The 12131-nt window shown below is 41.2% G+C and carries 8 protein-coding genes, 3 pseudogenes and 1 CRISPR repeat array; of the genes and pseudogenes, 3 read left to right on the top strand and 8 right to left on the bottom strand.

Annotated features, from left to right (window positions below):
* Positions 1-651 precede the first annotated feature (651 nt).
* The 7 genes and pseudogenes from AC0KTX_RS15740 to AC0KTX_RS15770 form a co-directional block, all read right to left on the bottom strand.
* Positions 652-1507, bottom strand: a pseudogene (locus tag AC0KTX_RS15740) (Cof-type HAD-IIB family hydrolase).
* 20 nt (positions 1508-1527) lie between these two features.
* A pseudogene (locus tag AC0KTX_RS15745) lies at positions 1528-1810 on the bottom strand (nucleotidyltransferase family protein).
* On the bottom strand, positions 1794-2246 hold the full coding sequence (locus tag AC0KTX_RS15750; RefSeq protein WP_015864185.1) for an HI0074 family nucleotidyltransferase substrate-binding subunit: 453 nt from the start codon (positions 2244-2246) through the stop codon (positions 1794-1796). The pseudogene AC0KTX_RS15745 and the gene AC0KTX_RS15750 overlap by 17 nt, the downstream one beginning before the upstream one ends.
* A 61-nt stretch (positions 2247-2307) precedes the next feature.
* A complete protein-coding gene (locus AC0KTX_RS15755) occupies positions 2308-3876 on the bottom strand; it encodes a plasmid pRiA4b ORF-3 family protein (RefSeq protein ID WP_340733553.1) in 1569 nt (522 codons plus the stop codon).
* 395 nt (positions 3877-4271) lie between these two features.
* The gene (locus tag AC0KTX_RS15760) at positions 4272-6137 is read right to left on the bottom strand and encodes a PTS fructose transporter subunit IIABC (protein ID WP_474253043.1); all 1866 of its coding nucleotides are present in this window, start codon (positions 6135-6137) and stop codon (positions 4272-4274) included.
* 13 nt (positions 6138-6150) lie between these two features.
* Complete coding sequence (gene pfkB / locus AC0KTX_RS15765; RefSeq protein WP_474253044.1) at positions 6151-7065, bottom strand: 1-phosphofructokinase; 915 nt, start codon at positions 7063-7065, stop codon at positions 6151-6153.
* A gap of 2 nt (positions 7066-7067) precedes the next feature.
* Entirely contained in the window at positions 7068-7817 is a 750-nt protein-coding gene (locus AC0KTX_RS15770; RefSeq protein ID WP_094245600.1) for a DeoR/GlpR family DNA-binding transcription regulator, read from the bottom strand.
* A gap of 493 nt (positions 7818-8310) precedes the next feature.
* A CRISPR array of direct repeats spans positions 8311-8610; the repeat unit is 30 nt; unit sequence GTTTCAATTCCTCATAGTTAAGATAAAAAC.
* A gap of 539 nt (positions 8611-9149) precedes the next feature.
* Here AC0KTX_RS15770 and AC0KTX_RS15775 point away from each other — a divergent pair.
* The 3 genes from AC0KTX_RS15775 to AC0KTX_RS15785 are packed head-to-tail and all read left to right on the top strand — an operon-like array spanning position 9150 to position 11285.
* The gene (locus AC0KTX_RS15775; protein ID WP_474253045.1) at positions 9150-10469 is read left to right on the top strand and encodes a hypothetical protein; all 1320 of its coding nucleotides are present in this window, start codon (positions 9150-9152) and stop codon (positions 10467-10469) included.
* On the top strand, positions 10450-10725 hold the full coding sequence (locus tag AC0KTX_RS15780) for an AHH domain-containing protein (protein WP_474253046.1): 276 nt from the start codon (positions 10450-10452) through the stop codon (positions 10723-10725). Before AC0KTX_RS15775 ends, AC0KTX_RS15780 begins: the two co-directional genes overlap by 20 nt.
* Positions 10725-11285, top strand: a complete 561-nt coding sequence (locus AC0KTX_RS15785) for an imm11 family protein (protein ID WP_474253047.1) — start codon at positions 10725-10727, stop codon at positions 11283-11285. The genes AC0KTX_RS15780 and AC0KTX_RS15785 overlap by 1 nt, the downstream gene beginning before the upstream one ends.
* 195 nt (positions 11286-11480) lie before the next feature.
* Here the strand turns inward: AC0KTX_RS15785 and AC0KTX_RS15790 are convergent.
* Positions 11481-12131, bottom strand: a pseudogene (locus AC0KTX_RS15790) (IS3 family transposase); the annotation flags it as partial.

The following is a 12131-nucleotide window of genomic DNA, read 5'->3' on the forward strand; positions in this document are numbered from 1 at the left end:
AAAGATACTTTCTATTTTCATGTTCTTTCACCCAAACATTTTCCATCTCGTTGAACGATTCCGCCTGTTTGCCGCAACCAAAAAAGACCAAGCCTTTTGCGCATCACAGGCTTGGTCTTTTGTTTGATCGATTATTCTGTTTCCATCCTCTGAACGAGGCATTCTTTGAAACAGGATCTAGAAAATGATAACGCTGAAATTTTTGTCAAAAAGTTTTAATCCTCTGAACGAGGCATTCTTTCAAACAGGGAAGAAGCCAAATCTTCCCGCGACAAAGATAGAGAAATGTTTCAATCCTCTAAACGAGGCCATCTCTCAAAAAGAAAGAAATTGAAGAAGAAATCGAAAAATTAGAAAATTGTTTTAATCCTCTAAACGAGGCCACCTCTCAAAAAGAGCACCTTCATTTTACCATTGATTTTCTAGGGCAGCAAGGGGCGTTTTTGCACACCCCTGCAAACCTCGCAAAAAATAAATTGTTGTTATGTAAACTAGACGGTTTGACCAAAATCGTCAAACGTCCAAACCGTTGATATATCAACATCGCACTTTAGTGCATGAAAGCAAAATCTTCATGTACACCTCCCCCCATTTTTGGCCGTTTTTAGACCGTGCATCGGCAATGGGACGGGGGAAGAGTGATGCCCATCGTCACTGTTTTCGCTTGACGATCAGTTCTTCCAATACGATCGCTACGCCGTCTTCTTCATGTGAGGCGGTGACGATGTCACTGACTTCTTTTAATTCGGGAGCGGCATTTCCCATCGCGACGCGATAACCGGCAACGGCGAACATTGATAAATCGTTATGGCTGTCACCGAAAACAACCGTATCTTTCAGATCGATGCCGTAATGGGCGGACAGTTTCATGAGCGCTTGTCCTTTCGTCGCCTGTTCATGGTTAATTTCGATGTTGTTTGGATGCGACGAGGTGACGGTAATGCCGGAGATGGCGGCAAACTGGGCGGCCGCTTCTTGTAAACGTTCTTGATGGAGAGAAAAAATGAGCACCTTATAAAACACGGTTTGCCGCTCCTCCCAGATGGCGCGGATGTCATCGACATACGTCACGCGCGCCTGCTGGAACTGCTTTTCGACGATGCGCTTTAATTCAGGCGCGATATCGCTTGCCTTTTCTGCCATCGCCTCAAGATGCGCGCGGTTATGGAGCCCGACATAGACGGCATCGCCCGTATAAATTTCGCAATATAAATCAGGCTGCGCGCGCACCCATTCGAGCGCCGGAATCAACTTTTCCTTGTCAAGCGGCACATCGCCAAGCACCGTCCCATCTTCTAATGTCATCACCGCGCCATTTAAACTCATAATCGGGCAAACAAGCCCCGCATCCCGAAGCGGCGCGCGCGCGTCTTTATACGCCCTGCCCGTCACGATCGCCACGATATGGCCCTTGCTTTTGCGCTGTCACAATGGCCTCTTTATTTCTTCTACTTACCTGTCCATTCGAATTGAGCAGCGTCCCGTCCATATCCAATGCGATTAACACTATTGCATCCCTCTTTCTCATTATGTACGTTTGTAAATCACTACTCCATCGCGGTCAATTTGCCGTTTTATTTAATAAATCGGCAAACAGTACATCATAGGAATAAATTCCGACAATGTCATCGATATCTTGAACAATTTTTCCTTTCTGTTCTCCTTCATAATCAATACACAAATCAATATCCGAATTATAACGCGCCGTATCCCTGGCCCTTGAACCAAATAAAATCACTTTCCGAATGCCACGTTCGCGTTGAAAGTAGTCCAATAATTTTCGATATACATCTTCATGAATTCCATACATCGCAATCAATCACTTCTTTTTTTATATTTTCAAGCAGCTTTTCGATTTCCCCCACATATTGTGCTATTATCTTGTTTTTAATTTTTTCATAATCATCCTCATTATAGACATGAACCGTCGCATTACGCGAACTTACAATGTCGTTCCACGTATCAATATTTTCAATCCATCCTTCTTTGAATGCTTGCCTGTAACAAGCACGCGGATTGCTTAATTCGAGTCCCCAAGACTTAAAAACCTTCGATAATAATTTCCACAATTGATCCTCTAAAATTTCGTACTTTTTGACAATCGAATCACGGTACACTTCTTTGGTGATGTCATCTGGATTTTTGATTTGCTGGAAGACATGGATAATATTTTTTAAATGCGTCAATAATCGGTACACATACTGATACGACAATATAATAATGGATTCTTTATATTTGTCATCCAAAATATAATGATGGATTCTTTATATTTGCCATCCAAATCTAGACTCCTCCTTGAATCTCATCCTAAAACATTTCAAAAGTTCTGCGGACATGTTCGGACGCAGGAGTCCGCGGCACTTCCATCGTCCGGATCGGCAGTTTGCGCAGCACCGGGGCGAGCATTTGCTTCGTTTCTTTTTTCATGCGGATTTCCCGCGGTATTTTCCCGAGCCGCAGAAGCATGTCCAAAAAGCTTTTTTGCACGCGCATCGCCACATTCTCGATCGGAAGCAAATCGTTATGGATGATAAACCCAGTGTTCACATCCACCGCCAGTACAAATATCGGAAAATACGGGCGCTCCCCGCGCTTCTCTTGAACCGGCCGGTTGATATACCCCGCGTCAAATTCGATGCTGCCATGGTATACTTGTCCAATATTTTTCACCATTTCAATCAACTTCGGATCGACAAGCAGTTCATACGTCGGCGCTTTTTCCTCGACTTCCAGCTTGGCAAGCGGAATGAGATCATCGCGCCAAACGACATTCCCATCCTTCTTTTCACCGATGCGGGCAAACATCTTTTCATCCTGCGGAAACACTGAAAGCGAAAGTTCTCCTTCCCCAGCGCGCCGCGCGACATCCAATGCCTGATCAAGCGCCACTGTCGCCAACTTCGCCTCCTCTTCAGAAATCGTCCACGGATAGTACCCTGGGTCAAAGCTGCGAAACTGCGGCCACTGCTTTTTGCCGCGGAATGTCATGCCTAGGGAGCGGAGGAGCTCATAGTCTTCCTTGCTTAATTCATTTCGGTCAGCAAAGGAAATGAGCACCGCCCGCTGTGTATAAACAGGATCTTGTTCGGGATATGGCTGTTTGAATAAATGCTGCAGACTTTTGTATCCTTGCTCCCCGATATATACGACCATGCCATGCTCTTGGCCAAGCGCGCCAATGACGGAACAATATAAGCGCTCGTTCGTTTCCGGATCGATGACAAGGAAAATTTCATCATCATCCATCCATTGCCACGGCGCTAACCGGTTAAACGCCACCGCTTTTTCCAACAGTGCCCGCCATACGTTGCCTTGTGTGGCCTGCGCTCCCTTCTCCATCTCTTTTCGCGCTTTCTTTTGGATTTCCTTGCCAACTTTTTTGCTCAGTGGAGCCAGTTTTGCATTGACCATTGCTGTCAATTCCTTTGTCTCGATCGCCTCTGGATTCCACCCTTCGCCCATGCTGTCTTCTTCAGGCGCAACACGCACCGCCTTGAGGCAAACTGGATAGACGAGATCTGGCTGCGGCTTCACTATTTTTTCAAGCACGATCTCATGTTCCCAATCGTCGCCGAAGTCATAAATATACAAGCAGCGGTCTCCCTCCTGCACAAGCCAATCGAAAAGCCGCTCCTTATGCTCTTCATAGTCCGCATTGCTCCATCTATCACCGACATCATTGCCGATTTCGATGCGCAGCTTCGCCGTTCCGCGCGTCTTCGTGATGTAAAACGTATGCAAATGCCGGTCTTCCCAGTCAAACGCTTTTTGCAGCACGCGATGAAGCTCGGCAAACGTCATATCGCCTGGCACCAATAACCGCCGCCATACCGGCGGGCGAATACCTTTTAACTGCACCTTTAGTTGATAAATCAATCTATTTACCTCCATATCATCGAGAAATTTTCCTTCTTTTCATTCTATCATTTATTTATCACCATTGCTAAGAAGATGGCAAAATGCTTGTGCTCAATAAAGAGTTGAAAGAGTCGTCGATTCCCGGGGATTTTTGCACGATTGGGGGTCGACGACAACAGTTCTATTACTCAGTAAGTAAATGACATGGGGCATCTAAAGCTTTTACAAGTTTCGTCCACTATTTCTAGTTTACAAAGAGTCTATTCCGAGGGTAAGTCGTAAACAATATCTCCCCGCCAACAAGCATTTTTCTAAAAATATCGTCACACCTTTTCAGTTCATACCACAAACAAAAAAGGGTTCAGACCCTAGATCCGAACCCTTAAAAGAAATTTGCTGCTCGTATTAGTCTTTTATTCTTTTACTTCTTTCTTTAAGAAACCGACCATAAGAGCTGTTACAAATGAACCAATTAAAATAGCAAGTACATATAACCATGGACTGCCGCTTATAATCGGGATGACAAATATGCCTCCGTGCGGTGCTGACAAACCAATTCCAAATACCATCGTTAACGCACCGGCAATTGCGGAACCTACGATAATCGATGGAATTACACGTCCTGGATCAGCTGAGGCAAAAGGAATGGCTCCTTCTGTTATAAAGGTTGCCCCCATAATATAGCACGTTTTTCCTGCTTCTCGTTCTGCTTTTGTAAACTTCTTTTTAAACAAAGTTGTTGCAATGGCTAGTCCTAATGGAGGAACCATACCACCAGCCATAATTGCCGCATGCGGGGCGTAGTTTCCTGCATCAATCATCGCTAAACCGAATGTAAAGGCTGCTTTGTTGATCGGACCTCCCATATCTACAGCCATCATTCCCCCTAAAATCAAACCTAAAAGAACTAAGTTCCCAGTTCCTAAGCCTTCCAGCCAAGCTTTCAATCCATCGTTAATCGCTTTAACAGGATCATTCACCACATACATCATAATAAAACCTGTAATTAAAATACCGAATAAAGGATATAGTAAAACTGGCTTAATCCCTTCTAATGATTGCGGCAGCACCTGAAAGATTCGTTTTAAAAGAACGACTAAATATCCGGCTAAGAAACCGGCAATTAATCCGCCAAGAAAACCGGCCTCCCCATTTGCTGCCAAAAATCCTCCGACCATTCCCGGAGCAAATCCCGGACGATCCGCAATACTCATGGCAATAAATCCGGCTAAAACAGGAATCATTAATTTAAAGGCATTTCCCTTGCCAATAGTCATCAATGCTTCAGCAATCGGATGGTAAGATGGATCGTTCGGATCGAACGCTTTAATCCCAAAAATAAATGAAATGGCAATCAAGATACCGCCGCCAACGACAAATGGCAGCATGTTTGAAACCCCATTCATGAGGTGCTTATAAAATCCTTTTCGTTCTCCGCGTTGAAACGCTGAATTTGTTTCTTTTCCCGAAGCTTTGTAAATAGGTGCGTCTTTCTTTAATGCTCGTTCAATCAACTCTTTTGGTTGGCGAATGGCTTGTGCAACAGGGATTTCAATGACATGTTTGCCATCGAAACGGTCCATTTCCACTTGCTTATCTGCAGCCACAATGATTGCGTCTGCCTCTTCGATCTCTTCTGGCGTCAGCTTATTTTTGACACCACTTGAACCATTCGTTTCAACCTTAATGTCAACGCCTAACTCTTTCGCTTTTGTCTTCAAAGCATCCGCTGCCATATACGTATGAGCAATACCAGTCGGACAAGCGGTAACGGCTAAAATTTTTCCTTTTTTAGAATCGGTCTGCTCGCTCTCTTCTTCATTTTCCTTTTCTTTTTCATTGATAATTTCAATGATTTCCTCAGCAGAATTGGCTGATTCAATTTTTTTACGAAACTCTTGATCCATTAACAATGTCGATAAACGGGAAAGTGTTTCTAGATGAGCATTGTGGACGCCTTCACTAGCTGCAATCATGAAAAACAAATGGCTGGGCTTACCATCTAAAGACTCAAAGTCAATGCCTGCTTTTGAACGACCGAATGCGATCGCAGACTGTTTAACTGCATTCGTTTTAGCATGCGGAATCGCTATCCCCTCGCCAATTCCAGTCGTACTTTGAGATTCACGAGCAAGGATGGCCCCCTTAAACGCTTCTTTATCATGAAGCTTCCCTGCCTTCGCAAGCGTTTCTATTAATTCATCAAGTACTTCCATTTTGGTAACAGACTGTAAATCTAATATAATCGTCTCTTTCGTTAATAAATCCGTGATTTTCATTATACAATCCTCCTTACCGATAAATTTCCAAGCGAATATTTGGAAGAAGCTGTTCCACGCTTTCCTTTGTACATAAATCTTCTGAAAATGCTGTTGCACTTCCGGCACTGACGCCGTGTTGGAATGCTTTGATCGCGTCATGGTTTTGAATATAGGAGGCTAAGAAACCGGCAACAGTTGAATCCCCAGCTCCTACTGTATTTTTCACGTTACCTTTTGGGACTTTGGCCAATACGGTATGATCAGCATTAATCAATACTGCTCCGTTTCCTCCCATGGTAACGATTACATTCCTTGCTCCTTCATTTTGCAGCTTCTTTCCGTACTTTATTGCATCTTCTATCGTCTCAATGTTTACATGAAACAACTCTCCTAATTCGTGATGGTTCGGTTTTATTAAAAAAGGTCTCATAGGTATCAACCGTTTTAGACTCGGTCCTGATGTATCAACGACAAACGGTATTTCCCTTTCCTGACAAATCGATGCTATCGTCTCGTAAAAATTTTCAGGAACTGTTGGAGGCAAACTGCCAGCAAGCACTAAAACATCATCTTTATTCAAAGAAGAAATTTTTGATAATAGCTTTTCCTGCTTTTCTTTTGAGATGGCAGGTCCATTCCCGTTAATTTCCGTTTCTTGATCTCCTTTCAGCTTTATATTGATCCGGGTAGGCTCTTCCACCTCAGTGAAATCGATGGCAATATTTTCACTAATTAATGCATTCTTAAGAAAGTCTCCTGTAAAACCGCCTGCAAAACCTAATACAACACTATCGATACCAAGGCGTTTCAATACGCGGGACACATTGATCCCTTTTCCTCCCGGGAAGTAAAGTGTTTCTTCCGCTCGGTTCAATTCTCCTATTTTTAAGTGATTAATACGGACGTGATAATCAATCGATGGATTTAAGGTAACCGTATAAATCATGATTATTTCACAACCTTTACTGCGGTTTTGGCTGAAAATTCTTCTAAGATTTCTTGATCAATTTCATCTGTAATAATGACGGCATCATTTAAATCTGTAATTTTTGAAAAGGTAAATTCATTAAATTTTGTATGATCAGCCAGAACAAATGACTTTTGTGAGAGATTCATTGCGAGGCTTTTCACAGCCGCTTCTTCTGGATCAGGAGTTGTATAACCAAACTCAAGGTGGATGCCGTTAACACCCATAAAGGCCTTATCAAAACGATACGATTGCAGCCCCTCTTGAGCCCCCTTACCGATGAGAGCTCTTGTGGTCTTTTTTACATAACCACCCGTTAAATAGGTTTCGATATTTTGTTCAAGCAGTGCTTCCAAATGGGTTAATCCATTTGTTACTACTTTTATTTTTTGAGCAGAAATGTACGGGATCATTTGAAAGGTGGTTGTACCCGCATCCAGATATATACAATCACCATCTTGAATGAGACTCGCTGCATATTGAGCGATCATCCGCTTTTCTTCTAAATTCTTTGTCGATTTTTCGGAGATGCTCAGCTCTTCACTTCTTTGTTGAAATAAGGAAGCTCCGCCATGAACTCTCTTTAACTTTTTTTCTTTTTCTAATTGGCTTAAATCTCTTCGAATCGTAGATTCTGACGAAGAGGTTGCCTCCACCAATTCTTGAATTTTGACGACTCCCTTTTGTTCCAACAGCTCTAAAATGATCCGGTGTCTCTCTGGTGTTAGCAACCTTATCAACTCCCATCTGGATGTTTTCTCTTTCTCTAATTTCATTATAGTGTAAGCACTTTCGAAAATCTATCATTTTTTATCAAAAACATTCAAAAATGATCGTTTTATGACAAAAATCAGTCACAAACGATCATAGGGCAAGTCCATTTAATCCAAAACGAGAAAAAGGAATCTTCTACATCATGTTCGCCAATAAAATAACCCTTTCTCCTACAGACATCTGTCAAGGAGAAAGGGTAGTAAATAAGTTATGAAAAACGTTGCCCTGCGTGTTGTGAACCAGTCCGAATGAATGAGATTTAAGTTCTTATAGTTAAGATAAAAACATGGCATTAGCCGACAACTTTCTTGGTCGCCAACTGGTTTCAATTCCTCATAGTTAAGATAAAAACATAGTCTGATAGCCCCGTCACCCGTAGGGCCGCAACGTTTCAATTCCTCATAAGATAAAAACTGGTCGAAAAAGCGCATCGTGAAAAACGACCGAAATGTTTCAATTCCTCATAGTTAAGATAAAAACTGACTTGATAGTTTTAGAGACAGAAACAAATTTACAGTTTCAATTCCTCATAGTTAAGATAAAAACATACACTACACACACTACTCATCCATTTTGATACATATGTTTCAATTCCTCATAGTTAAGATAAAAACTACTTACGAATTTCAGAGACACAGCAAAAGAATTGCACATGTTTCAATTCCTCATAGTTAAGATAAAAACGGGGTTATTTGCTCATGAAGGTACTCGTATGAATGTGTTTCAATTCCTCATAGTTAAGATAAAAACCCCAAAAAATGTTGTTAAATAAGCATTTCATTTTTATGCTTGACTGGTTATTTTTATTTTAACGAAAAGGGGAATTTTTATCAAACCTTTGATTTGCTTGGACTCAATGAAGATTTGAAAGAGTCGTCGATCCCCTGGGATTTTTGCACGATTGGGGGTCGACGACTCTTTTTTATTTCCGTTTAAAACAGATTTCAAAGTTTGCCTGCCGACAATGAAATCCATGTTGTATCAACCATTTTACCTGATCCATCTGTTTTAATAAAGTAAACATCCGGCTCATCCCCTTCTCATTCAATTGAAGGAAGAGTGAGACCATATTTTTAACGTTTCATTCTGGAAAAATTGGTTTAGGTCTATTCGATCGGTTCCTATGACCTAAAATAAGAACATGATCTGAAAAATGATTGGTAGTTTTTACTTAAAATTCCCTTTTTTTCTTTCTGTTTACCAAAAGTTACATATTTTCTCTTATAATGAAACAGAAAGCTGTTCCACATGTTGGAATCCATTTCGTTTCAATCGGAGGCATGAAGGCAGTGGATGTCAAGTATATCCCTTCTGAATGGGAAAAGACGAAGAAAGGTATTGGCGATCTGGTCGGTCTCGGTGTATGGGGCAAAGGCATGATTGATAAATTAAAAGATCTAAACGATCTTCTCGAAGACGTTCAAGCAGACATCGCCAAATATGACACAGATGGTGTCATCTCTTTCACCCACACAGACCGAAAAAAACAATATCAACAATTATATGAAGATTATCTCGTCTTGCACCGCTTTAGCAGCCGTGTCGGAGAAATTGTTGACCGCACCATCGATGATCTGTTTTATCAAGAGATCGATGCTTTTGTGGAAGCGATGCACAACTTATCCATATCAAAGATCAAAACGAAAAATCACATTGGTGCCAAAAAAACAGTTGTCGCTTCCGGAGCATACGGCACACAACAAACAATCGACGTGCCGAAAGCGGAAGTTGGACTGGAAGATCTGTTCAGTGGCAGCAACTACTATGCTAAGTTGATAGAACGGGAATACGTTTCATGGAAAGAACTGAACCCTAAAGCAAATTTTTCGAAACAAGAATATATACAAACAGCATTGAATTCCCAAGCTTTCCAGTATGAATCGATCAAAGATGGGCAGATGAACAAAGAATTTTGGGGACAAATAACGGCACTGGCTGTCATAGTAGGCACTTCCTTCATTTGTCCGCCAGCAGGAATGGCATTGGGGACAGCTTATGGTACACTGGAATTAAGTTCAGCCGTTTCCGGAAAAGACTGGATTTCAGGGAGAGAGTTGAAAACAGACGAACGAGTATTCCGTGGTGTCCTTTCTCCATTGGATATCGTCCCTGGCGTAAAGGGGCTTTTCACATTCAGCAGCGCCGCCCGTTTTTTCCATCTAAGAGAAGCCAGTGATCTAAAATTATTAGCGACGAAAACGGGTTTGCAGTCCAAATCATCTGTCCGGGATATGGTGGTTCGTGCGGAAAAAGGCATATTCCCCCGCATTAGAAATGCTAAAAGCTTGGCAAAAGAAATCCCGCACCATTTGAAAAACAAAAGCGCAAATAATGCACTGAAAGCCGGCCGGTTCGTAGACAACGCCCTGACCAATCTGAAAAATTCAATCCCTGACCGGCAAATGGGATTGGCCATGGAAGGGGTTGGGAACGTTAAAGTTCCGCCCAAAAACACCAATGGATTGGAGAATAAAGTTCGAGCTTATCTAAGTGAGAAGACAAAGGTAAATTTAGGCGTAAGTAAAACAGGCAACGATGGCGTTGAACTTAGCACTAAGGGTGCAGGTAAACCTTTACAAAAACATCATTATGCTACTAATAATAAGTAAAAAATATACTCCACAAATAGAGGCTATAACGAAAAAATATGGACTAGATTTGGATGACGTTTGGAATATAGAATTACTACCTCATCATGGAAGACATCCAAATGCTTATCACGAGTATGTGTTAAGCAATATTAGAACTTTTGATAAAATAGCTAAGGGGGATAAAAGGAAATTTTTAAGATTATTCGAACAAGTAAAACAGGAAATTAGAAAGAACCCGGAGATGCTTTATAAAGATTATTGGAGGAAGAAATAATGAGATTTTATAAGTTACTAATGGATGATAGTGATGATAGAGATGTAGTAGCATACTGTATAGATACAAAGGGATTTGAACAATATGAATTATCGGAAGGTAAGTATATTCATAATTGGAATAGCGAAATCACCTTTTACTTTGATCCTAAAGAAGGAGAAAGATTAACAGATTACTTAGCAAACAATTTAGGGTGGTTTATAGTTTCTGAAAGATTTAAAGCGATTTTAGAGAAAGTAGATGATGGTATACAATATCAGCCTATAAATGTAGTGATTAAAGGTGAAAACAAAATTTTAAAAGGTTTTTCGGTAGCTAACATTTTGAATGTTGTCGATGCATTAAACTTAGAAAATTCAGATTATAGTGTATTTGAACTTGATGGTGAAAGTATATATAGTATAAAAAAATATGCTTTATGTAAGGAGGCGATACAATCAAAGCATATTATTAAACTCAAGGGTGATGAAATTCCAATATTCATATCAGAAGAACTTAGAGAACTAATAAAGAAAAATAATATAACAGGATGTGACTTTTTAGAAGTTAAAGTAATCTAAATATAGGTATTTTATACGGGAATAAGGCTCTGACTCATAAGGGTCTAATTGTATTATGTCAAGAAAATAGACACGTAAAATCGAGAAAAATTTAAAATCCTACTACCGCACTTCGTTTAGTGGCCTCTTGAGAAGGAGAACGGTTTGGTAAACCATTCCTCTTCTCAAGAGGAAAGATGTCCCTTATATCGTAACTTATGGTGAGAAACGTTGCTGCTTTTTGCCTTGCCGGATCGGGGACATGTACTCATTAGCGGAATGAATTCGCTCGGCATTATAAAAATACTCAATGTATTCAAAATCCGTTGTTTCGCTTCTTCCCTTGTCGTAAAGGTTTCGTGGAAAATGAGTTCTTTTTTCATGATGCTGTGAAACGATTCGGCACATGCGTTGTCATAACAGTTTCCCTTTCGACTCATGCTCGTCTGTATGCCGTATTGCCTCAACATGGCTTGGTATTCATTCGATGCATGCTGCCCCCCCTTGGTCCGAATGGTGAATCAGACCAGGTTGAGGACTTCGCTGATGGATGGCCCGGTTGAATGCTTTGATCACTAACTCCTTTGTCATACGCTCGGAAAGATACCAGCCTACGATTTTACGAGAAAACAAATCCATGATGGAGGCTAAATTTTTTCGTCCAAATATACGTAATATCCGCCACCCATACTTGATTCGGCTCATCTGCTTCAAACTGCTGATTCAATAAGTTCAGATACACCGGCCAATGATGCTTCAAGTTTGTGGTTGCCTTATATTTTTTCTTTGTTTTTGAACGAATATCACCATCTTTCATGATTCTGGCGACCGTTTTTTGAGATACCTCAACCCCTTGCTTCTGAAGGA

This window comes from Aeribacillus sp. JST-2 (genome assembly GCF_056032925.1).

What these genes read in the sequence shown, in the direction of transcription:
- AC0KTX_RS15760 (WP_474253043.1), bottom strand. Translation starts at nt 6,137, where the DNA reads ATGAAAATCACGGATTTATTAACGAAAGAGACGATTATATTAGATTTA.
- pfkB (WP_474253044.1), bottom strand. Translation starts at nt 7,065, where the DNA reads ATGATTTATACGGTTACCTTAAATCCATCGATTGATTATCACGTCCGT.
- AC0KTX_RS15780 (WP_474253046.1), top strand. Translation starts at nt 10,450, where the DNA reads ATGCTACTAATAATAAGTAAAAAATATACTCCACAAATAGAGGCTATA.
- AC0KTX_RS15785 (WP_474253047.1), top strand. Translation starts at nt 10,725, where the DNA reads ATGAGATTTTATAAGTTACTAATGGATGATAGTGATGATAGAGATGTA.